The organism is Cellulomonas sp. PhB150, assembly GCF_003755175.1.
GTDB lineage: Bacteria > Actinomycetota > Actinomycetes > Actinomycetales > Cellulomonadaceae > Cellulomonas.
Map to the genome: position 1 here is coordinate 1 of NZ_RKHX01000002.1, position 22,363 is coordinate 22,363.

A 22,363-nucleotide genomic window follows, 5' to 3' on the forward strand; every position below is an offset into this window, starting at 1 on the left:
GGTACTGCACTCGCCAGGGTGTGGGAGAGTAGGACGCCGCCGGACATCATTCAGCAAAGAGCCACCCCTTCGGGGGTGGCTCTTTCTGTTTCCCCGACACAATGCGCACAGGCGAACGCCGTACCGCCGGCCACTTCAAGCGCCCGATCCCAGCGCCGGGCGCGGCCCTTGCCGTGCGAGTGCGCCCGAAACAACGGGCGCACTCGAGCAGGATGGGTAGCAGTGGCGGCAGGCGAGGGCGGTGCACTCGGGCGGCGAAGGCCGTGCACGCGGCCGGCGCCGCGGTGCAAAGACGGGCTCACCTGCGTGGATGCAGGTGAGCCCGCCGTCGTCTCTTGGCCGTCGTGGAACTGTCAGCGCCCGGGATGGCGCGGGGAACGCGTCAGAAGAGGTCCGGGCCCGGTGCGGCCGTCGGCGCGACGAAGATGACCGCGCCCAGGGGCGGAATGCGCACCGATGCCGAGTAGGGCCGTCCGTAGTGGGGGTCGGGAAGGGCGTCGATGGCGCCCAGGTTGCCGACTCCCGAGCCGCCGTAGAGCTCGGCGTCGGAGTTGTACGCCTCGGTCCAGCGGCCGCCCTGTGGCAGGGCCAGGCGGTAGTTCTCGTGCGGCGTGCCCGCAAAGTTCACGACCACGACGACGTCGGGCGTGTCCACGCCGCGGCGGATGTAGGCGAGCGTGTTGCGGTCCGCGTCGTCCGAGTCGATCCACTCGAAACCCTCGGAGGAGTGGTCGAGCTGCCAGAGCGCGGGTGTCGCCCGATAGACAGCGTTGAGGTCCTTGAGCGCGCGCTGCACGCCCTGGTGGCCGGGGTCGTCGAGGGCCCACCACTCGAGGCCGTGCGACTCGGTCCACTCGTTCTGCTGCGCGAACTCCTGGCCCATGAACAGCAGCTGCTTGCCCGGGTGGGTCCACTGGTAGGCGAGCAGCGTGCGGACGCCGGCGAGCTTCTGCCAGTGGTCACCGGGCATGCGGCCGTACAGCGAGCCCTTGCCGTGCACGACCTCGTCGTGGCTGATCGGCAGGATGTAGCGCTCCGAGTAGGCGTAGACCATCGAGAAGGTGATCTCCCCGTGGTGGTACCGGCGGTGCACCGGCTCCTCCGCCATGTAGCGCAGGGTGTCGTTCATCCAGCCCATGTTCCACTTGAGCCCGAAGCCGAGCCCGTTGTAGTCCGTGGGCGCCGTGACGCCGGGCCAGGCGGTGGACTCCTCGGCGATCATCATCGTGCCGGGGGTGCGGCGGTAGGCGGTGGCGTTGGCCTCCTGGAGGAAGGAGATCGCGTCGAGGTTCTCGCGGCCGCCGTAGCGGTTCGGCCGCCACTGGCCCTCCTTGCGCGAGTAGTCGAGGTAGAGCATCGAGGCGACGGCGTCCACGCGCAGCGCGTCGACGTGGAACTCCTCGAGCCAGAACGTGGCGTTCGCGACGAGGAAGTTGCGGACCTCGGAACGGCCGAAGTTGAAGACGTACGTGCCCCAGTCGGGCTGCTCGCCGAGCAGCGGGTCCGGGTGCTCGTACAGTGCGGTGCCGTCGAACTGCGCGAGGGCCCACTCGTCCTTGGGGAAGTGTCCCGGGACCCAGTCGACGATGACGCCGATGCCGGCGCGGTGCAGCGTGTCGATCAGGTAGCGCAGGTCGTCGGGGTGCCCGAACCGCGAGCTCGGAGCGAAGTACGACGTGACCTGGTAGCCCCACGACGGCCCGTACGGGTGCTCGGCGACGGGGAGGAACTCGACGTGCGTGAAGCCCATTTCGAGGACGTACTCGGTCAGCTGGTGGGCGAGGTCGCGGTAGGAGAGCCCCTCGCGCCACGAGCCCAGGTGGACCTCGTACGCGCTGAGGGCCTCGGTGTGCGGGTCCCGGGCGCTGCGGGCCTCGATCCAGGCGTCGTCCGACCACGTGAACGCGGACTCGACGACGACGGAGCCGGTGGCGGGCGGGATCTCGGTGCCACGCGCCATGGGGTCGGCCTTCTGACGCCATGACCCGTCGTGCGCGAGGATCTCGAACTTGTACCGCGTGCCCGCCACGACACCCGGGATGAACAGCTCCCAGACGCCGCTCTCGCCGAGCGATCGCATCGCGTGCGTCGCGCCCTGCCAGTAGTTGAAGTCGCCGATCACGCGCACGGCGCGGGCGTTCGGCGCCCACACGGCGAACGACGTGCCGTGGACCTCGCCGAGCTCACCTGGGTAGGAGTGCACGTTCGCGCCGAGCACCGTCCACAGCTGCTCGTGCCGGCCCTCGCGGATGAGGTGGCGGTCGAGCTCCTGGACCGTGGGCAGGAAGCGGTAGGGGTCGTCGGCCGTCGTGGTGGTCTCGCCGTAGGTGACCTCGAGGCGGTAGTCCGGGACGGTGGTGCCGGGCAGCACCACCACCCAGACGCCGTCCTGCTCGTGCGTGAGGTCGTATCGCCCCGTCGCCGTGCGCACCGCGACGGCGTCCGCCATCGGCTTGACGGTGCGGATCGTGACCCCGGCCTCGCCCACGTGTGGGCCGAGGACTGCGTGGGGGTCGAACCACGCACCGTGGGCGACGGTTCGAAGGGTGTCGGAGTCGACGGGGACCGGGGGTGATGCGGCCGGGCTCATTGCACTACCCAACCACTGACGGCGTTCCCGTGCACCGCCAGCGCGCCGCGGGAGCGGGGCGTTCCTGCACGTCGGCGCCGAGATCAGGCCGGCGGACGCTCGCCGGAGCCGCGCGGGACCAGGTGGACGGGCACCTCGATCGCCCGGGTGGGTGCGTCGGGCTGGTCCAGGCGGTCGAGGACGCACTGCGCCGCGAGCCGGCCGAACTCGCGCATGTCGTAGGCGACGACGCTGAAGCCGAGGACGTCCGCGAGGTCGAAGTCGTCGAAACCGACGTACGCGAGGTCGCTCCGGTCGGTCCCCACGGCCCGCAGCAGGGCCGCGCTCGCGCGGTTGTTCCCCGTCAGGACCGCGGTCGGCGCGTCGGCCTGGTGCAGCACGTCGTGGATCGCGGCCTCGAAGTCACGGCCGTCGCCGTCGGTGCGTTCCCAGTGCGCGGTGTCGTGGACGCCGACGCGGGCGAGCGCCTCGCGGTAGCCGGCCAGCCGCTCGCGGTTCGTGTAGAGGTCGCCGGGGCTGCCGACGTAGGCGATGCGGCGGTGCCCGATGGCGGTCAGCGCGTCGACGGCCGCGGCGGCGCCGGCCCGGTTCTGCAGCAGGACCGTGTCCACGTGCAGGCCCGTCGGGGGACGGTCGACGCACACGATCGGGGTGCCCAGGCTGCGCTCGTGCTCGAGGTAGGCCTGGTCGCCCGCGATCGGGACGACGACGAGAGCGCGGACCCGCTGCGCCAGCAGGGAGCCGACGACGCGCTCCTCAGCCGCGGGGTCGTCCTCCGTGGCGGTGAGCACCATCGTCAGGCCGACGCGGTGCAGCTCGCGCTCCATCCCGGCGCCGAGCTCGAAGTAGAACGGGTTCGTGATGTCGCCCATCACGAAGCCGACGGTCTTGGAGACGGCGCCGTGGCGCAGGTCGCGGGCCAGGAAGTTGGGCCGGAACCGCAGCTCGGCGACGGCCGCCTCCACGCGCGCCCGGGTGGCGGGGGCGACCGTGTCCGTGTCGGTTACGACGCGCGAGACGGTCTTCGCGCTGACTCCGGCGAGGCGGGCGACGTCCGCGAGGGTCGCTCGGACGGTGGACGACGCGGTGCGGGGGGCGTCGTCGGCCGGGGGTCGGGTCACCACGGGCGCACCCTAGCAGCGCCCGGCAGGCGCCCGGCTGGTGCCCCGCTGGCGCCCGGCCGGGGCTCGGCAGGCGCTCGGCAGGCGGGAGCTGGGCTCGTCAGCAGACGCCGCAGCGGGGTCCCGGTATGCTCATGTCAGCGATGTCATCCGGCCACGGCGGCCGGGGTAGTCGCGACGCCGGGGTGGCGGAGCTCGCCCACTGCCGCCCGGCGTGACGCACGAGCACCGTTCTGAGCAGGGCAATCGAGCACCCCGATCGAGCATCGCAACCGAGCACCGCAACCGAGCACCAACGAGCTCCCAACCGAGCTCCCAACCGAGCACCGCAACCGAGCACCGCACGCGCCGGCCGCGGCCGGCTCGCAGGCACCTGGAGGAGACGCGTGATCGCCTGGCCCGACCTGCCCACCCACCGCGACTGGCTGGGGCGCGAGCTCGTCCGCCTGCTCGACTTCGGGCGGGAGCTGCCCGCCCCGGGAGGCGGTGCCGCGTGGCTCGACGACGACGGGCACCCCGACGGGTCGCAGCCGGTCCAGACCTGGATCACGGCGCGGACCACCCACGTGTACTCGCTGGCCGCGCTGCTGGGCGTCCCGGGCGCCGCGGCGATCGCCGAGGCGGCGCTCGCCGGGCTGACGGGTCCGCTGCACGACGACGAGCACGGCGGCTGGTTCGCCGACGCCGGCCCGGGCCGCGACGAGGGCACGAAGGCCTGCTACGACCACGCGTTCGTCGTCCTCGCGGCATCCACCGCGACGCTCGCCGGGCTGCCCGGCGGGCGCGCGCTGCTCGACGAGGCGCTCGCGACGCTGCTGACCCGGTTCTGGGACGACGAGGCAGGGATGTGCGTCGACGCCTGGGACCGCGGGTTCACCACCGTCGACCCCTACCGCGGCGTCAACGGCAACATGCACTCGGTCGAGGCGATGCTCGCCGCGTACGACGTGACCGGTGACGGGGCGTGGCTCGACCGTGCGGCCCGGATCACGACGAACGTCGTGGCGCACGCGGGCTCGAACGGCTGGCGCATCCCCGAGCACTACGACGCGCACTGGGTGCCGCAGCCCGAGCTCAACGCCGACAAGCCCGGCGACAAGTTCAAGCCGTACGGCGCGACGATCGGGCACGGCCTGGAGTGGGCGCGGCTGCTGCTGCACGTCGAGGCCGCGGGCGCGGAGGTGCCGGGCGGCGGGCTGGCCGGGGCCGCGGCCCTGTTCGACCGCGCGGTCGCCGACGGCTGGGCGGCCGACGGGGCCCCGGGGTTCGTCTACACGACCGACTGGTCGGGCGCGCCCGTGGTGCACGACCGGATGCACTGGGTGATCGCCGAGGCCACCGCGGCCGCGGCGGCGCTGTACCGCCGCACCGGCGAGACGCGGTTCGCCGACGACTACCGCCGCTGGTGGGACTACGCCGAGCAGTACGTGCTGGACCGCGAGAAGGGCTCGTGGCACCACCAGCTCGACGCGGACAACCGCCCGGCCTCGACCGTCTGGCCCGGCAAGGCCGACCTCTACCACGCGGTGCAGTCCGTGCTCATCCCGCGCCTGCCGCTCGCGCCAGCGATCGGCAAGGCCGTCGCGGACGGGCTGCTCGCATGAGCGTCCTCGTGGTCGGCGAGGCGCTCGTCGACATCGTCCGGCGCGCCGACGGCACGGTCGTCGAGCACCCGGGTGGGAGCCCGGCCAACGTCGCGCTGACGCTCGGTCGCCTCGGGCGCGCACCCCGGCTGCTCACGTCGTTCGGCGACGACGAGCGCGGCGCGGTGATCCGCACCTGGCTCGAGGAGTCGCACGTCGAGGTCGAGGTCGTCCCCGCCGAGCGGACGTCGACCGCCGCGGCCACGCTCGACGCGACCGGGGCGGCCAGCTACGAGTTCGACCTGTCCTGGGACCTCGGCGACGTCGAGCCCGCACCGGCCGACGTGCTGCACATCGGCTCGATCTCGGCGGTGCTGGACCCGGGTGGCCGGCAGGTCGCGGACCTGGTCGCGCGCGTGCGGCCGACGACGACCGTCACGTACGACCCCAACGCGCGGCCGGCGCTCATGGGCGACCCGGCCGAGGCCGCGGCGCGGGTGTGCGAGCTCGTCGCGCTCGCGGACGTGGTGAAGGTCAGCGACGAGGACCTCGCGTGGTTCTTCCCGGACCGCGACGAGTCCCTCACCGTTGAGGCCTTGCTGGACCTCGGCCCCACGATGGTCGTCGTGACCCGCGGCGGCAAGGGCGCATCCGTCTTCCGGCGGGCCTCGTTCGCGTGGGTGGAAGCCCCGAAGGTTGACGTGGTCGACACCGTCGGCGCGGGCGACACGTTCATGGGCGCGCTCATCGACGGCCTCATCGGTGCGGGCGTCGCGGGGGACCGGGAGGCCCTGCGCGCGATCGACGGCGAGGTGCTCAACCAGATCCTCGGGCGCGCTGCCCGGGCGGCTGCGATCACCGTGTCCCGCAGCGGGGCGAACCCGCCGCGGGCTGACGAGCTCGACTGATCCCTACCCGGCCAAGCGGTCCAGCGCGGCCATCGGGATGGGCAGCCACGTCGGCCGGTTGCGGGACTCGTAGACCGCCTCGTAGAGGGTCTTGTCCAGCTCGAGCGCTCGCGTGAGCACCTCGCCGTCCGTCGAGGCGTACCCGGCGCGCAGGGCGTCGCGCGCTTCGTCGGTCCAGGCAGCGGCGGCGTCGCCGGTCAGGCCGCCGACCGCCGCGGCGTAGTCGATCGAGCGGAGCAGCCCGGCCAGGTCGCGCACGGCCAGGTCGGGCTTGGTGCGCTGGTCGAGCGGGGCGAGCGGCTCGCCCTCGAAGTCGGTGATGAACCACGCGTCGCGCGCCCGCAGGACCTGGCCCAGGTGCAGGTCGCCGTGCACGCGCTGGCGCGGCGGCGTTGCCGGCAGGGCGCGCACCTCGGCCAGGACACGCTCGACGCCCGGTGCGTACGCCGCGAGCTGCGGGACCGCGGAGGTGGCCCACGCGAGTCGCTGGGCGATCCCGTCGGCGACCAGGGCCGGCCCGTCGGGAGCGTCGAGCCGGGGGAAGGCGGCGGCGAGCGCCGTGTGCATCGTCGCCGTCACGGTGCCGAGGTCCCGGGCCAGGTCCGCGAAGGACTCACCCCGCCCGGCGTACGCGCACGCGAGCTCGAAGCCGTCCTCGGCTCCCGAGACGAACGTGCTCAGCGCCCCGAGGTAGCCGCGGCGCGACGTCCCGTCGGCGTCGAACCACTCGCCCTCGAGCCAGGCCAGCGGGGCGGGCACGTGCGTCCAGCCGTGATCCACGAGGTGGCGCGGGACGTCGACGTCCGGGTTCTCGCCCGGCTGCAGGGCGCGCAGGACCTTGAGGATCGCCGTGTCACCCAGGATCACCGACGTGTTCGACTGCTCGCCGGTGATCATCCGGGCGGCGTCCGGGTCAGCATCGGTCCCCGGCCCGTCGGCCGCGGCGAGCCAGGCGCGCAGGAACGCCGGGTCGGCCGCTCCGTCGCGCACGTCCTGGTCGTCGAGCGTGCCGATGACCTCGCCCGTGCCCGGCCCGAGCACGACGGGCACCTGCAGGAGGGCGTCGATCGAGCCGGCCCGCGCGCGGACCAGCAGGATGCGGACCTCGTCGGCCAGCGGGAGCACGCCCGTGAGCGTGAGTGCGGCGGCTGCGCCCTTGGCGGGGAACCAGCGGCGCGCGGGGAGCCAGGGCGCGAGGACCTCGAGCAGCGCCTCGTCCAGCGGCGTCGCGGGCTGTGCGGCGATCGTCATCCGAGCTCCGGCGCGTCCTCGAGGGCGAGCCAGAAGAACTCGCGCGAGCCGAGCGTGAAGGTGGCCGTGCCGTCCTCGCCGACGATCCCGAACTGGGCGCCGCCGAAGACGTCGCGCAACGGGCGGCCGGCGTGCTCGGGGAGCTTGACCGTGGCGTGCCGGGCGGTCGAGGCGAGGTTGGCCAGGACCAGCAGCGACTCGTCGTCGGTGTAGCGCCGGAACGCGAGCACCGACTCGTTGTCGCAGTCCAGGAACTCGACCTCGCCCATGCCGAGCGCGGGGTGTGCACGCCGGACCGTGAGCATGCCGCGCACCCAGTGCAGCAGGCTCGTCGGCTGTGCCAGCTGGGCCTCCACGTTCGTGTGGCCGTAGTGGTAGACGAGCGACTGGACCAGCGGCAGGTAGAGCTTGCCCGGGTCGGCCGTCGAGAAGCCGGCGTTGCGGTCCGGGGTCCACTGCATCGGGGTGCGCACCGCGTCGCGGTCCGGCAGCCAGATGTTGTCGCCCATGCCGATCTCGTCGCCGTAGTACAGGCACGGGCTGCCCGGGAGGCTCAGCAGGAGGGCGTGCGCGAGCTCGATCTCCTTGCGCGAGTTGTCGAGCAGCGGGGCGAGGCGGCGGCGGATGCCGACGTTGGCACGCATCCGGGAGTCCGGCGCGAACCAGCCGTACATCGAGGCGCGCTCCTCGGTGGAGACCATCTCGAGCGTGAGCTCGTCGTGGTTGCGCAGGAACGTGCTCCACTGGCCGCCGCGGGGGATGGCGGGCGTGTCGGCCATGATGTCGACGATCGGTGCGGCCTTCTGGTCACGGATCGAGTAGAAGATCCGCGGCATCACGGGGAAGTGGAAGCACATGTGGCACTCCGGCTCCTCCTCGGAGCCGAAGTAGTGCACGACCTCCTCGGGCCACTGGTTCGCCTCGGCGAGCATGATGCGGCCCGGGTACTCGTCGTCCAGCATGCGACGGACCTTGCGCAGGAACGCGTGCGTCTCGGGCAGGTTCTCGCAGTTGGTGCCCTCGGCCTCGAACAGGTACGGCACCGCGTCGAGGCGGAAGCCGTCGACACCGAGGTTGAGCCAGAACCGGCCCACGTCGAGCATCGCGTCGACCACCCGCGGGTTGTCGAAGTTGAGGTCGGGCTGGTGGCTGAAGAATCGGTGCCAGAAGTACTGGCGGCGCACGGGGTCGAACGTCCAGTTGGACGTCTCGGTGTCGACGAAGATGATGCGCGCGTCCTGGTACCGCGTGCTCTCGTCGGACCAGACGTAGAAGTCGCCGTACGGACCCTCGGGGTCCGAGCGCGACGCCTGGAACCACGGGTGCTGGTCGCTGGTGTGGTTCATGACGAGGTCGACGACCAGGCGCATCCCGCGCGCGTGCGCCTCCTCGATGAGCTCGGTGAACTCCGCGATCGTGCCGTACTGGGCGGCGACGGCCGTGTAGTCGGCGACGTCGTAGCCACCGTCGCGCAGCGGGCTCGGGTAGAACGGCGGCAGCCACAGACAGTCGATGCCCAGCCACTGCAGGTAGTCGAGCCGGTTGATCAGGCCGCGCAGGTCGCCGCTGCCGTTGCCGGACGCGTCCGAGAAGCAGCGCAGCATGACCTCGTAGAAGACCGCCTTGCGGTACCACTCGGGGTCGTCGGACAACCCGCCGGCGCCGACGGCAGGGACCTGCGGCTGGCGGCTCGGCGGCAGCGTGATCTGCGCCGTGGTGGGCGCGGGCTCACGGACACGGGGCAGCGGCGCGGTGCGCGCCTGGGGCTCGATGGTCACGGTGCCTCCAACGCCAGGACGTGGGCGGGTCGCTCGGCGGGGTCGAGTCGGACGAACGCGGTCGAGCCCCACGTCCACTCCTCGTGCGTGAGCAGGTCGCGCGCGGTGACCTGCTCGGGCAGGCCGAGGCCCGCCAGGTCGATCTCGACCGTGCCGGCGCGCGTGTTCCACGGGTCGAGGTTCACGACGACGAGGACGGTGTCCGCCCGGCCCGTCGGGGAGTGCTCGGCCGACAGGTGCTTGGAGAAGGCGACCGTCGCGTCGTCGCTCGTCGGGTGCACCCGCAGGTTGCGCAGCTGGCGCAGCGCGGGGTGGCCACGGCGGATGGCGTTGAGGTTGCCGAGCAGCAGCGCGATGCCGAGGTGCTCGGCCTGCGACCAGTCGCGCGGCTTGAACTCGTACTTCTCGTTGTCGATCTGCTCCTCGACGCCGGGCCGGGGCACGTTCTCGACGAGCTCGTAGCCCGAGTAGATGCCCCACGTGGGGCTGCCGGTCGCGGCGAGGACCGCGCGGACCGCGAACCCGCGGCCGCCGGACGCCTGCAGGTACGGCGGCAGGATGTCGTGGGTCGTCGGCCAGAAGCTCGGACGCATCCACGCGCCGGACTCGCCGGAGACCTCCTCGAGGTACTCCTCGATCTCCTCCTTCTCGTTCCGCCACGTGAAGTACGTGTAGGACTGGTGGAAGCCGATCTTGGCGAGCGTGGCCATCATCGCGGGGCGCGTGAACGCCTCGGACAGGAAGATGACCTCCGGGTGGTCCTTGGCGACGTCCGCGAGCAGCCACTGCCAGAAGTCGAGCGGCTTGGTGTGCGGGTTGTCGACGCGGAACAGCGTCACGCCGTGGTCGATCCAGACCTGCAGCACCCGGCGGATCTCGGCCGCGATCCCGGCGGGGTCGTTGTCGAAGTTCAGCGGGTAGATGTCCTGGTACTTCTTCGGCGGGTTCTCGGCGTAGGCGATCGTGCCGTCCGCCCTCGTCGTGAACCACTCGGGGTGCTCGGTGACCCACGGGTGGTCGGGCGAGCACTGCAGCGCGAGGTCGAGCGCGACCTCCATGCGCAGCTCGCGCGCGCGGGCGACGAACGCGTCGAAGTCGTCGAACGTGCCGAGGGTGGGCTCGATCGCGTCGTGACCGCCGTCGGCCGAGCCGATCGCGTACGGCGAGCCCGGGTCACCCGGCTCGGTGAGCAGCGAGTTGTTGCGTCCCTTGCGGTTCGACGAGCCGATCGGGTGGATCGGGGTGAGGTAGACGACGTCGAAGCCCATCCCGGCGATGCGCGGCAGCTCGTCGGCCGCGGTGCGCAGCGTGCCCGAGATCCAGCGCCCGGCGTACTCGTCGTACCGCGCGCCGTGCGAGCGGGGGAACAGCTCGTACCAGGAGCCTGCCAGCGCGAGCGTGCGCTCGACGACCAGCGGGTAGTGCGGCGAGGCGCTGACCTGGTCACGCAGCGGCGTGCGGGCCAGCGCGCTGCGGACCCGGTCCGCGAGCGCGGCGTCGAGGCGCTGCTCGGGGGACAGGTGGATGTCGTGCAGCCGGGCCTCGGCGTAGCGCAGGGTCGCGGCGTCCTCGACCGGCATCGTCTCCCGGGCGGCGGCGCGGGCGAGCAGGATCGCGCCCTCGGCCAGCATGAGCTCGACGTCGATGCCGGCGGCGATCTTGATGGTCGCGTCGTGGACCCAGGTGGCCCACGGGTCGGACCAGCCCTCGACCCGGAACGACCAGCGGCCCACGCGGTCGGGGACGAGGCGTGCCTCGTAGCGGTCGAGCCCTGGCGCGATGTCGACCATCGGCGCGCTCGAGTGGTCCGTGCCGTCCGGCGCGACCAGCACGGCCGTCGCCGCGACCGCGTCGTGGCCCTCGCGGAAGACCGTGGCGTGGACCGGGAAGGCCTCGCCGACGACGGCCTTCGCGGGGAAGCGGCCGGCCTCCGCGACCGGGGCGACGTCGACGACCGGGATGCGGCCGATGGGGGCGTGGGTCGGCGTCACGTCCGCGGACCCGGCCGGAGCAGGGGCCGGTGCCTGTGCCTGTGCTTGTGCCGCCGGTACGCGCGCTCCGGCGGCCGGCTCCGGTGCGGCCGGGGTCGTCGTCGGCCGCGTGGGCTCGACGGACTCGGCGGCCCGCTTCGCCTTGCGCGAGGGCGGATCGACCCGGGCGGTCACGCGCGCCTGCTCGTCGGGCGACGTCGCCGCAGCGACGGGCACGACGACGTCTGCCGCGGAGGCAGGCGGTGCGCCGACACGTGCGTCGGCGGCGGCAACGGTCGGGGTTGCGGGGCTGGTGGCTGCGGGCTGGCGGCGGCCGTTCGAGCGGTGGCCGCGGCCGGGGCTCGCGGGGGGAGTCGTCACAGTCCCGAACCTATCCGCAGGGGCACCCACCCAGCATCCGCAACGCGTCCCGACGCCCGACGTCCACGGCCCGCCCGCACCCCTCCCCACGCCCGACCTCCCGCGAGTGCGCCCCTTGCGCATCCAGTGCGCCCCTCGTTTCGGGCGCGCTGGACGGGTAGGGGTAGCACTCGCGGGGAGTGAGGGGTGGGGGGTGGGGAGAGGGGGGGGTTAGGTCAGGGTGGAGGCGAGGGCGCGGCCTGTGGTGCGGCCGGTGAAGAGGCAGCCGCCCAGGAACGTGCCCTCCAGGGCGCGGTGACCGTGCACCCCGCCGCCGCCGAAGCCGGACGCCTCGCCGACCGCCCACAGGCCCGGCAGGACCTCGCCGTCGGCGCGCAGCACGCGGCCCTCGAGGTCCGTGTGCAGGCCGCCGAGGGTCTTGCGCGTGAGCACGGACAGGCGCACCGCGAGCAGCGGCCCGTGCGCGGGGTCGAGCAGGCGGTGCGGCTTGGCGACGCGGATGAGCTTGTCCACGACGTACTCGCGGGCCCGTGCCGTGGCGATGACCTGCAGGTCCTTGCCCAGCCCGGTCTCGATCTGGCGGTCGCGGGCGACGATCAGCGCCTCGAGCGCGTCGCCGTCGATGCGCGACGAGCCCGACAGGGCATTCATCTTCGCGGCGAGCTCGTGCGGGGTGTCGGCCGAGAGGAACTCGTCGGACTTCTGCGCGAACGTCTCGACGGGCCCGACCGCGCCGGGCAGCACGCGCTGCAGGAGCTGGGGGATGCTGCGGCCGGTCAGGTCCGGGTTCTGCTCCGAGCCGGACAGCGCGAACTCCGTGCCGAGGATCGTCTTGTCGAGGACGAACCACGAGTGGTCGTCACCCCGGCCGGTGATGTGCTGGAGCGCACCCAGGGAGTCGAAGCCGGGGAACAGCGGCACCGGCAGCCGGTGGCCGTCGGCGTCGAGCCACAGCGAGGACGGCCCGGGCAGGATCCGGATCCCGTGCTGCGACCACACGGGCGTGTGGTCGGTGACGCCCTCGGGGTAGTGCCACATCCGGTCCTCGTGGACGACGGCCGCGCCGGCTGAGCGGGCCGCCTCGATGCCGGAGCCGTCGACGTGGTCGGGGACGCCGGACAGCATGCGCTCAGGCAGGCGTCCGGCCGACGAGGGCCACAGCGACCGCACGAGCTCGTGGTTGGCGCCCACGCCGCCGGTCGCCAGCACGACGTGCGCCGCAGCGAGCTCGAAGGGTGCGACGACCTCTCGCGACGAGCGCTCGGCGCGCGCCACGTCGTCGGGGGCCAGGACGTCTCCGCGCACCCCTGTGACGCGTCCGTCCGTGGTGACGAGCGACGTGACCCGGTGCCGGAAGTGGACGTCGACGAGCCCGGCGGAACGCGCGTCGAGCAGCGCGCGCACGAACGGCTCGAGCACGCCCGGGCCGGTGCCCCACGTGACGTGGAACCGCGGCACCGAGTTGCCGTGCCCGTCGGCGAGGTAGCCGCCGCGCTCGGGCCACTGCACCAGCGGGAACCAGCGCACGCCCTGCCCGTGCAGCCACGCGCGCATGTCTCCCGCGGCGAAGTCGACGAAGCCCTCGGCCCACGCCCGGCCCCAGCGATCGCTGCCGTCGTCGGCGAAGTCCGCCGATCCGAACCAGTCCGCGAGCGCGAGCTCTGCGCTGTCGCGGATCTTCAGGCGGCGCTGCTCGGGGGAGTCGACCAGGAACAGCCCGCCGAACGACCAGAACGCCTGGCCGCCGAGCGACGCCGCGGGCTCCGCGTCGAGCAGGGTCACGTGGTGGCCGGCCGCGGTGAGCTCGGCGGTGGCGACCAGGCCGGCGAGGCCGGCGCCGACGACCACGACATCGTGGGAGTGCGTCATGCGACGGCACCCTACGCGTTGGACGCCCGTCCAGGAAGGATCACGACGCGAGCAGGTAGACCCGCATGCTGAGCGGCTCGAGCGCGGCCACCTCGCCCACCGCGGCGTGCAGGGCACCCGCGATCGCGGCCGCTCGCTGCTCGGACGGGTGCTCCCAGACGGAGTCCCACGCGAGCAGCCACCGGTCGCCCGGCTGGCCCGAGAGCGTGACGTCGACCGGCTCGAGCGAACCGTTGATGACCAGGAGCACGACGTCCTGCGGCTCGCCGGGCTCGCACCACGCGCGCAGCATCTGCAGCGTGCGGATCGACGAGTCGTGCCAGCGGGCGTGGTCGAAGGCCGTGCTGGTGGCGTCGAACCACGCGAGGTCCGGGCGCTGGCCGGCCGCCGCGGGGCGGCCGGTGTAGAACCGCGGCGAGCGCAGCGCCGGGTGGTCGCGACGCAGCGCGAGCAGCCAGCGCGAGGTCGCGAGCAGGTCCTGCCGGCTCTCGCTCAGGTCCCAGCTCATCCAGGAGATCTCGTTGTCCTGGCAGTAGGCGTTGTTGTTGCCGCGCTGCGTGCGGCCCATCTCGTCGCCCGCCGTGATCATAGGCGTGCCCGCGGCCAGCGCCAGCGTGGCGAACAGGTTGCGGATCGACCGACGGCGCAGGGGCGCGATGTCCGCCGCGGGGGAGTCGGGGTTGACCGGCCCCTCCACGCCGTGGTTCCACGAGCGGTTGTCGTCGCTGCCGTCGCGGTTGTTCTCGCCGTTGGCGCTGTTGTGCTTGTGGTCGTAGGAGACCAGGTCGGCGAGCGTGAAGCCGTCGTGCGCCGTGACGAAGTTGATCGACGCGACGGGGCCGCGCACCAGCGGCGGGTCGCTGTGGCCGAACAGGTCGACCGAGCCGGACAGCCGGGTGGCGAGGTCGCGGACCCGGTGGCCCGGCAGGCCGTGGGCCGCGCGGGACGGGTCCGCGAGCCAGAACGAGCGCGAGGCGTTGCGGAAGCGGTCGTTCCACTCGCCGAACGGCAGCGGGAACTGGCCCGTGCGCCACCCACCCGGGCCGATGTCCCACGGCTCGGCGACGAGCTTGAGGCCGTGCAGGCTCGGCGACGCGGCGGCCGCCACGAGCAGCGGGTGGTCGGGCGTGAAGCCGTCCGAGTCGCGCGCGAGGGTGACCGCCAGGTCGAACCGGAACCCGTCGACGCCCACCTCGTTCGCCCAGTACCGCAGCGAGTCGAGGGTCATCCGGACCACGGCGCTGCGCCGGAAGTCGAGCGTGTTGCCGGTCCCGGTCACGTCCGCCAGCGCGGCCGGGACGCCGCCGTCGTGCACGTAGTACATCGTCGGGTCGAGCCCGCGCCACGAGACGTGCTGGCCGGGCAGCCCGCCCTCGTTCGTGTGGTTGTAGACGACGTCGAGCAGCACCTCGATGCCCGCCTCGTGCAACGCGTGAACGGCGCCGCGCACCTCGGCGAGCACCGCGGCGGGGCCGGCGGCCTGCGCGGCGGCGGTGGCGTACCCGGCGTGCGGGGCGAAGAAGCCGAGGGTCGAGTAGCCCCAGTAGTTCGTCAGGCCCTTGTCGATCAGGTGCGGCTCGGTGGCCACGGCGTGGATCGGGAGCAGCTCGAGCGTCGTGACGCCCAGGCGTCGCAGGTGGTCGACGACCGCCGGGTGGGCGAGGCCCGCGTAGGTGCCGCGCAGCTCGGGCGGGACCTGCTCGTGCAGCATGGTCAGGCCGCGCACGTGCGCCTCGTAGACGACCGTGCGGTCCCACGGCACCCAGGGCCGGTTGGCGGCCGGGTCGGGGCCGGGCAGCGCGCGGGTGTCGACGACGACGGAGTACGGCACGAAGCCGGCGGAGTCGCGCTCGTCGGCCGGCCCGTAGGGGTCACCGCTCAGGTCGTCGGCCACCACGTGCCCGTACGTCTCGGGGCCGTACGTCATGTCGCCGACCAGCCCGCGCGCGTAGGGGTCGACGAGCAGCTTGGCGGGATTGTGGCGCAGGCCCGCGACCGGGTCCCACACGCCGTGCACGCGGAAGCCGTAGCGCTGCCCTGGCCGCACGCCGGGCACGTCGGCCCAGAACAGTCCCTGCGCGGGGCCGTCGAGCCGGACGCGGCGCTCGGTGCCGTCCTCGGCGAACAGGCACAGGTCGACGGCGTGGGCGTGCGTGGCCAGCACGGCGACGACGACGCCGTCGTCGGTCACGTGGACCCCGAGCTGCGGGGGTCGGCGGTGGGGGCGGGGGGTGGTCACGGCAACATCATGAAGGACGCGTGCGACGCAGATGTTTCGCGTCGCCGCATGTCGCCCGGTTCCGCCAGGCGAGCACGGCACCACGGACGGCCCGCCCGCGGGTAACGTTCCGGACGTGAGAATCGTCGTCTGCGTCAAGCACGTCCCGGACATCCAGTCGGACCGCACCCTCGGTGAGTCCGGGTACGTGGTGCGCGACGGAGGTGACGGCACCCTCAACGAGCTCGACGAGAACGCCCTCGAGGCCGCCCTCGCGCTCGCGGAGGCCGCCGGTGGCGAGGTCGTCGCGCTGACGGTCGGGCCTGACGACGCCGTCGACGCGGTCCGCAAGGGTCTGCAGATGGGCGCCGACGAGGCCGTCCACGTGGTCGACGACGCGATCGCCGGCTCCGACGTCGTCGGGACCGCCCGCGTCCTCGCCGCGGCGATCACGCACCTCGGCATCGAGACGCCCGTCGACCTCGTCGTCACGGGCATGGCGGGGCTCGACGGGCTGACGTCGCTGCTCCCGACCGCGCTCGCGGCCCTGCTCGACGTGCCCGCGCTGCCGCTCGCGGCGGAGGTCACGGTCGACGGGGGCACCGTGACGGTGCGCCGCAACCTGGACCACGCGACCGAGGTCCTCCAGGCCTCGCTGCCCGCGCTGGTCTCGGTCACCGACCAGGCCAACGAGCCGCGCTACCCGAACTTCAAGGGCATCATGGCCGCCCGCAAGAAGCCGGTCACCACGCTCTCGCTCGCGGACCTGGGACTCTCGCCCGCGGACGTCGGCGCGGCCGGGGCGCGCACCGCGGTGGTCGAGGCGGCCGCCCGGCCGGCGCGCGAGAACCGTGTGCTCATCAACGACCAGGGAGACGCGGGCACGCAGCTCGCCGCGTACCTCGTCGAGAACCAGCTCGCCTGACCGGCTTCCCCGCACCACGAGATCTGAGGACGCGACACGTGACCGACTCCCTGGTCCTGCTCGACCACACCGCCGACGGCACCCTGCGGGCCCCTGTGCGCGAGCTCGTCACGCTCGCTCGCGGGCTCGGCGGCGCGATCCACGGCGTGTGGGCCGCTGACGGCGCGGAGCCCGACGCCGAGACGCTCGCGGACCTCGGTGCGCTGGGGGTCTCGCGCGTGCACCGGCTCACCGCCGACGCCGACGTGCACCTGTCGGCCGTGCTGGCCGAGGCGGTCGCGAGCCTGCTCGACGTGACCGGCGCGGGGGTGCTGCTGGTGACCTCGACGTTCGAGAACAAGGAGGTCGCGGCGCGGCTCGCGGTCCTCACCGGCGCCGGCGTGGTCACCGACGCCGACGGCCTGGTCGTCGAGGACGGCCGGCTCGTGGCGAGCAAGACCGTGTTCGCGGGCACCTGGAGCACGCGCTGCGCGATCACCACGCCGCTGGCGGTCGTGACGCTCAAGGCCAACTCGGTCGCGGTCTCGCCGGCCGAGGGCGGCGGCATCCCCGACGTCGTCGACCACGCGGTCACGGCCAGCGCCGCCGCGCGCCGGGTCAGCCTCGTGGAGCGCACCGAGCGCCCCGCGAGCGGCCGGCCCGACCTGGGCAGCGCGCACGTGGTCGTGGCCGGGGGCCGTGGCACGGAGGGCGACTTCACGCTCGTCGAGGAGCTCGCCGACGTCCTCGGCGGAGCGGTCGGCGCGACGCGCGTGGCCACGGACGAGGGCTGGATCGGCCACGACGCCCAGATCGGCCAGACCGGCGTGACGATCTCCCCGCGGCTCTACATCGGCGTGGGCGTCTCCGGTGCCGTGCACCACCGCGGCGGCATGCAGGCCTCGGGCACGATCGTCGCGATCAACTCCGACCCCGACGCGCCGATCTTCGAGATCGCCGACTTCGGCATCGTCGGGGACCTCAACGCGGTGCTTCCTCAGCTCACGCAGGCGCTGCGCGCGCAGCGCGGCTGACTCAGGTCAGCTCGCGGAACCAGCGCACGGTCGCCATGCCCTGCGCGGCCTGGAACCGGCGCAGGTTCGGGATCCCGGGCGGCGCCGGCTGCAGCGAGCTCCAGACGAAGTAGCCCGCGAGCCCGGCCAGGCCCGCGCGCAGCTCGTCGTCGGACACGCCCTCGGACGCGGGCTGGGCGCGGAAGATCGTCGCCGGGTCCCCGCCGCCCTGCAGCGTCACGCTCGGCAGCATGAACGCGAGGTCGAGCCACGGCGCGCCCACGCTCGCGTGCGGCCAGTCGATCAGCCAGACCCGGTGGTGGTCGGGGTCGATGAGCACGTTGTCGGCGCGCAGGTCGCCGTGCACGAGGCCGTCGCCCGAGATGGCGCGCAGGGCCTCCTGCTCGCAGCGCTGCAGGTGCTCGAGGTTCTGGCGCGACCAGCGGCCGACCTCGCCGCCGGCCTCCTCGCCGCGGGCCTGCTCGGCGTCGTCCATCGCGGCGATCTTGCGCCAGCCGGTGAAGTCCTCGGCGAGCTGGTCGTCGGTGCGCGGCAGCGTGTGGCCGGGCAGCGGCTCCGCGTCGGCCAGGCGTGCGACGGCGTCGAGCACGGCGGTCAGCTCGTCGGGCACCCAGGGCAGCTCCGGCGAGCGACCGGGCACGACGTCGAAGCCCAGGATCACCCAGTCGCCGTCGTCGGAGGACCACTGCAGCCGGGGAGCCGGGACCTGCGGGGGCAGGCACGACGCGACGCGCGCCTCGGCGCGTGCCAGGTCCGGCGAGACGGGGTTCTCCGCGCTGGAGACCGCCTTGACGAAGACGCCCCGACCGTCGGCGAGCTCCAGGACCGCGGCGAACCCCGGGGAGAAGCCGCTCGTGGCGCTGATCTCGGCGGTGACCTGAGCGCCGGCGAGCTCGGCGATGCGCGCGCGGACGTGCCGGGGCAGGTCGCGCCAGTCGAGCCTCTGCCCGCTGAACGCGACCGGCAACGCGATGACGTCGTCGGCACTCACGGCGCACATCCTGCCAGGTCGCAGGGGGTGCGTGCGGGGACAGTCCGCTCCAGTTCGTAGACTTGGCGCCGTGACCGTCTACCTGGACCATGCGGCGACCACGCCCATGCTGCCGGGCGCGGTCCGCGCGCTGACCGACGAGATGACCCGCACGGGCAATCCCTCGTCGCTGCACGGCTCCGGCCGGGCGGCCCGTCGCGTGGTCGAGGAGTCGCGCGAGTCCCTCGCGGCAGCACTCGGCGCGCGACCCTCGGACGTGCTGTGGACCAGTGGCGGCACGGAGGCGGACAACCTCGCGGTCAAGGGCCTGTTCTGGGCCCGGAAGCGGCAGGACCCGGCCCGTCGGCGCATCCTCGTCTCGGCCGTCGAGCACCACGCCGTCCTGGACCCCGCCTTCTGGATGGCCGAGCACACCGGTGCCGAGCTCGTCCTCCTGCCGGTCGACTCCGACGGCGTGCTCGACGTCGACGCGCTGCGCGACGAGCTGGAGGCGCACGGCGAGCAGGCCGCGCTGCTGTCGGTGATGTGGGCGAACAACGAGGTCGGCGCGCTGCAGCCGCTCGACGAGGTCGTCTCGCTGGCCCGCCGGTACGGCGTGCCCGTGCACGCCGACGCCGTGCAGGCCGTGGGGCAGGTGCCCGTGGACTTCGTGGCCTCCGGGCTCGACGCGATGACGGTCAGCGGGCACAAGGTCGGCGGCCCGGGCGGCACGGGCGCGCTGCTCGCCCGGCGTGGCCTGGACCTCATGCCCGTGCAGCACGGTGGCGGGCAGGAGCGCGGCGTGCGGTCCGGCACGCTGGACGCCGCCCTGCTGGTCTCGTTCGCGGCGGCGGTCGACGAGGCCGTCGCCTCGCGCCCCGTCCAGGCGCCCCGCGTCGCGGCGCTGCGCGACGAGCTCGTCGCCGGCGTCCTCGCGGCCGTGCCGGACGCGGAGCTGCGCGGCCCGGCCGACACCGCGCGCCGCCTCCCCTTCAACGCCCACTTCACGTTCCCGGGCTGCGAGGGGGACTCGCTGCTCTACCTGCTCGACTCCGCGGGCATCGAGGCGTCCACGGGCTCGGCGTGCCAGGCCGGGGTGCCGCGCCCGTCGCACGTCCTGCTCGCGATGGGGGTCGACGAGCACGACGCGCGCGGCGCGCTGCGGTTCTCGCTCGGCCACACCTCGTCGGCCGACGACGTCGCCGCGCTGGTCGCCACGCTGCCGGCCGTCGTCGAGCGGGCTCGCGCCGCGGGCCTGGCGGGGGTGCGCTGATGCGCGTCCTGGCCGCCCTGTCCGGCGGGGTCGACTCGGCCGTCGCCGCCGCGCGCGCGGTCGACGCCGGCCACGACGTCGTCGGCGTCCACATGGCGCTGTCCCGCACCCGTGACCAGTTCCGCACGGGCTCGCGCGGGTGCTGCTCGATCGAGGACGCGGGTGACGCGCGTCGCGCGGCCGACGTGCTCGGCATCCCGTACTACGTGTGGGACCTGTCCGAGCAGTTCGAGCAGACCGTCGTCGCCGACTTCCTGTCCGAGTACGAGGCGGGTCGCACCCCCAACCCCTGCGTGCGCTGCAACGAGCACATCAAGTTCGCGGCGCTGCTCGACAAGGCGGTGGCGCTCGGGTTCGACGCCGTGTGCACCGGCCACTACGCGCGCGTCGTCGTGCACGACGACGGGACGCGTGAGCTGCACCGCGCGCTCGACGCGGCCAAGGACCAGTCCTACGTGCTCGCCGTGATGGGACCCGAGCGGCTCGCGCGCTCGATGTTCCCCCTCGGCGACGTGGCGTCCAAGGACGTCACCCGCGCCGAGGCGGCCGCCCGCGGGCTGTCGGTCTCGGCCAAGCCCGACTCCTACGACATCTGCTTCGTGGCCGACGGCGACACCCAGGGCTTCCTGCGTGCGCGGCTCGGGTCGCAGCCCGGCGAGATCGTCGACAGCGCCGGCGAGGTGGTCGGCGAGCACGACGGCGCCTACGCGTACACGGTCGGGCAGCGGCGCGGCCTCGCACTGGGCCGCCCGGCGGCGGACGGCAGGCCGCGGTACGTGCTGTCCATCGAGCCCGTGGGCAACCGGGTGGTCGTGGGGTCGGCCGACGAGCTGCTCGTGGACGTCGTCACCGCCGACCGGGCCGTGTGGTTCGGGGCACCCGGGGCCGAGCTCGACTGCTCGGTCCAGGTGCGTGCGCACGGCGTCCCGGTCGCCGCGCGTGCGCGCGTGACGGGGGAGTCCGTCGAGGTGACCCTCGTCGACGGCCTGCGCGGTGTCGCGCCGGGGCAGTCGCTGGTGCTGTTCGACGGGACGCGCGTGCTCGGCCAGGCGACGGTGACCGCGGCGCGGCGCGACTCGGTCGCGACCGCTGCGGCGGCGCCCCCGGCGGAGCGGTGACCGGCGTCAGCGGCGCGGGCCGGTGGCCCGGGTCGGACGCCCTCGAGGCCGCGTCCGTCGTCGTCGGCGACCTCACCGACCTGCCCGACGAGGTCGTCGGCCTGCCCTTCACGCCCACGCTGCCCGCACGCGGGCCGTGGGGCGACCGCGTCGGCCAGGCCGCCGCGGTCCTCGTCGAGCTGCCCACGGAGCTCGGCCCGCACGGCTGGAAGCTGGCCGACCGGCCCGGCGGTGACCTCGGCCGCGCCCAGGCCTACGCCCGGGAGGACCTCGACGCGCTCGCCGTCGCCGCGCACGGCTACGTCGGGCCGCTGCTCGTGCCCGTGCTCGGGCCCCTGACGCTCGCCGCGTCGCTGTACCTCGCGCGCGGCGACCGCGTGCTCGCCGACGCGGGAGCGGTGCACGAGCTCGCCGAGTCGCTCGCCGCCGGCATCGGCGAGCACCTCGCTGCGGTGCGCCGGGCCGTCCCCGGAGCGGACGTGCAGGTGCTGGTGCACGAGCCGCTGCTCGCGCAGGTGCTCGCGGGCGTCCTGCCGACGTTCTCCGGCTACTCCGCCCTGCGCCGCGTGCCCGGGCCCGTCGCCGGCGAGCGGCTGTCCGCGGTGGTCGCCGGCGCGCGTTCCGGTGGTGCCTCGACGGTCGCGGTGCACGGCGGCACGGCGTGGTCGTCGCTCCCCGCGCTGCGCTCGTCGGGTGCGGATGCCGTCGCGCTCGCGGTCGCCGGGCTCGGCGAGCCGGGCTGGGAGCGCGTCGCGGAGACCGTCGAGGGCGGGCTGCGGCTGTGGGCCGAGGTGCCGCCGCAGGCGTCCTCGCAGTGCGCCGGGCCGGACGTCGTCGGCCAGGCCGATACCGTGACGCGTCCGTGGCGATCGGTCGGCCTGCCGGCCGCCGGCCTGCGCGACGTGGTGATCCTGGCCGGCGACCCGCCGGCCGCTGCCTCTCCCGACGACGCCCGTGCGGCGCTCGCCGGTGCCGTGCGCTGCGCGCGGCTGGTGACCGAACGGAGCGAGACGTGAGCAACCCCGCCGTGCGCAGGGCTGTCCTGATGCTGGTGTCGACGGCCGCGGCGATCGTCGGGCTCGTGCTCCTCGTGGCCGCGTGGACGAACGTCGCGAAGACGACGATCGCCGCGACCGACGCGGGCGACACGCCGTGCCTCGTGGCGTTCGGCGCGACCGACGGCCCGCTGCAGCAGGCGAGCGTGCACTACGAGATCATGCCGCCCGCGTCGGTGTGCTCGTGGGTGGTCGACGGGGTGCAGGAGGACATCGTGGTGGCCGACACCTCGAGCACGCTCGTCACCGTCGCCATGGTCCTGCTCGTGGCAGGCGCCGCCGGGACGATCACGCTGCTCGTGCTCTCCCGGCGCCGCGCCCGGGCCTGACGCGGCTGTGG

Annotated in this window: 16 protein-coding genes; 8 read left to right on the plus strand and 8 right to left on the minus strand. The window is 73.9% G+C overall.

The window, feature by feature from the left end; genetic code table 11:
• Nucleotides 1-382 precede the first annotated feature (382 nt).
• Complete coding sequence (gene glgB / locus EDF34_RS07410; protein ID WP_123370755.1) at nt 383-2,590, minus strand: 1,4-alpha-glucan branching protein GlgB; 2,208 nt, start codon at nt 2,588-2,590, stop codon at nt 383-385.
• An 83-nt stretch (nt 2,591-2,673) separates the two neighbouring features.
• Nucleotides 2,674-3,714, minus strand: coding sequence for a LacI family DNA-binding transcriptional regulator (locus tag EDF34_RS07415; protein ID WP_233575260.1), 1,041 nt, complete (start codon nt 3,712-3,714; stop codon nt 2,674-2,676).
• Between the two features lie 383 nt (nt 3,715-4,097).
• Between EDF34_RS07415 and EDF34_RS07420 the strand changes: the two genes are divergently transcribed.
• Nucleotides 4,098-5,315: an AGE family epimerase/isomerase gene (locus EDF34_RS07420; protein ID WP_233575261.1), complete on the plus strand. Its 1,218-nt coding sequence runs from the start codon at nt 4,098-4,100 to the stop codon at nt 5,313-5,315.
• Complete coding sequence (locus EDF34_RS07425) at nt 5,312-6,202, plus strand: carbohydrate kinase (RefSeq protein WP_123370756.1); 891 nt, start codon at nt 5,312-5,314, stop codon at nt 6,200-6,202. Before EDF34_RS07420 ends, EDF34_RS07425 begins: the two co-directional genes overlap by 4 nt.
• A gap of 3 nt (nt 6,203-6,205) precedes the next feature.
• Here the strand turns inward: EDF34_RS07425 and EDF34_RS07430 are convergent, their stop codons facing one another.
• From EDF34_RS07430 to glgX, 5 genes are all read right to left on the minus strand, one after another.
• Nucleotides 6,206-7,453: a phosphotransferase gene (locus EDF34_RS07430; RefSeq protein WP_123370757.1), complete on the minus strand. Its 1,248-nt coding sequence runs from the start codon at nt 7,451-7,453 to the stop codon at nt 6,206-6,208.
• Nucleotides 7,450-9,159 (minus strand): maltose alpha-D-glucosyltransferase, encoded by a 1,710-nt coding sequence (treS, locus tag EDF34_RS07435; RefSeq protein ID WP_233575313.1) that lies wholly within the window; start codon nt 9,157-9,159, stop codon nt 7,450-7,452. The genes EDF34_RS07430 and treS overlap by 4 nt, the downstream gene beginning before the upstream one ends.
• 68 nt (nt 9,160-9,227) lie before the next feature.
• Nucleotides 9,228-11,222, minus strand: coding sequence for an alpha-1,4-glucan--maltose-1-phosphate maltosyltransferase (locus EDF34_RS07440; protein WP_123371244.1), 1,995 nt, complete (start codon nt 11,220-11,222; stop codon nt 9,228-9,230).
• A gap of 570 nt (nt 11,223-11,792) precedes the next feature.
• A complete protein-coding gene (locus EDF34_RS07445) occupies nt 11,793-13,451 on the minus strand; it encodes an FAD-binding dehydrogenase (RefSeq protein ID WP_123370758.1) in 1,659 nt (552 codons plus the stop codon).
• A 40-nt stretch (nt 13,452-13,491) separates the two neighbouring features.
• Nucleotides 13,492-15,690, minus strand: a complete 2,199-nt coding sequence (glgX, locus tag EDF34_RS07450; protein ID WP_233575262.1) for a glycogen debranching protein GlgX — start codon at nt 15,688-15,690, stop codon at nt 13,492-13,494.
• A gap of 115 nt (nt 15,691-15,805) precedes the next feature.
• Here glgX and EDF34_RS07455 point away from each other — a divergent pair, with 115 nt between their 5' ends.
• Nucleotides 15,806-16,594, plus strand: coding sequence for an electron transfer flavoprotein subunit beta/FixA family protein (locus EDF34_RS07455; protein ID WP_123371246.1), 789 nt, complete (start codon nt 15,806-15,808; stop codon nt 16,592-16,594).
• A 38-nt stretch (nt 16,595-16,632) separates the two neighbouring features.
• Nucleotides 16,633-17,607: an electron transfer flavoprotein subunit alpha/FixB family protein gene (locus EDF34_RS07460; protein ID WP_123370759.1), complete on the plus strand. Its 975-nt coding sequence runs from the start codon at nt 16,633-16,635 to the stop codon at nt 17,605-17,607.
• A gap of 1 nt (nt 17,608) precedes the next feature.
• Here EDF34_RS07460 and EDF34_RS07465 read toward each other — a convergent pair whose 3' ends face one another.
• On the minus strand, nt 17,609-18,598 hold the full coding sequence (locus tag EDF34_RS07465) for a phosphotransferase family protein (protein WP_123370760.1): 990 nt from the start codon (nt 18,596-18,598) through the stop codon (nt 17,609-17,611).
• 70 nt (nt 18,599-18,668) lie between these two features.
• On the opposite strand from EDF34_RS07465, the gene EDF34_RS07470 reads away from it, so the two are divergent.
• Genes EDF34_RS07470 through EDF34_RS07485 form a run of 4 tightly spaced genes read left to right on the plus strand, consistent with a single transcriptional unit; the run spans nt 18,669 to nt 22,352 of the window.
• Nucleotides 18,669-19,850: a cysteine desulfurase family protein gene (locus EDF34_RS07470; protein ID WP_123370761.1), complete on the plus strand. Its 1,182-nt coding sequence runs from the start codon at nt 18,669-18,671 to the stop codon at nt 19,848-19,850.
• Nucleotides 19,850-20,968, plus strand: coding sequence for a tRNA 2-thiouridine(34) synthase MnmA (mnmA, locus tag EDF34_RS07475; protein ID WP_123370762.1), 1,119 nt, complete (start codon nt 19,850-19,852; stop codon nt 20,966-20,968). The genes EDF34_RS07470 and mnmA overlap by 1 nt, the downstream gene beginning before the upstream one ends.
• Entirely contained in the window at nt 20,965-21,984 is a 1,020-nt protein-coding gene (locus tag EDF34_RS07480; protein WP_123370763.1) for a hypothetical protein, read from the plus strand. Before mnmA ends, EDF34_RS07480 begins: the two co-directional genes overlap by 4 nt.
• Entirely contained in the window at nt 21,981-22,352 is a 372-nt protein-coding gene (locus EDF34_RS07485; RefSeq protein ID WP_148076592.1) for a hypothetical protein, read from the plus strand. The genes EDF34_RS07480 and EDF34_RS07485 overlap by 4 nt, the downstream gene beginning before the upstream one ends.
• Nucleotides 22,353-22,363 lie beyond the last annotated feature (11 nt).

What these genes read in the sequence shown, in the direction of transcription:
- EDF34_RS07445 (WP_123370758.1), bottom strand. Translation starts at nt 13,451, where the DNA reads ATGACGCACTCCCACGATGTCGTGGTCGTCGGCGCCGGCCTCGCCGGC.
- EDF34_RS07425 (WP_123370756.1), top strand. Translation starts at nt 5,312, where the DNA reads ATGAGCGTCCTCGTGGTCGGCGAGGCGCTCGTCGACATCGTCCGGCGC.
- glgB (WP_123370755.1), bottom strand. Translation starts at nt 2,590, where the DNA reads ATGAGCCCGGCCGCATCACCCCCGGTCCCCGTCGACTCCGACACCCTT.
- mnmA (WP_123370762.1), top strand. Translation starts at nt 19,850, where the DNA reads ATGCGCGTCCTGGCCGCCCTGTCCGGCGGGGTCGACTCGGCCGTCGCC.
- EDF34_RS07430 (WP_123370757.1), bottom strand. Translation starts at nt 7,453, where the DNA reads ATGACGATCGCCGCACAGCCCGCGACGCCGCTGGACGAGGCGCTGCTC.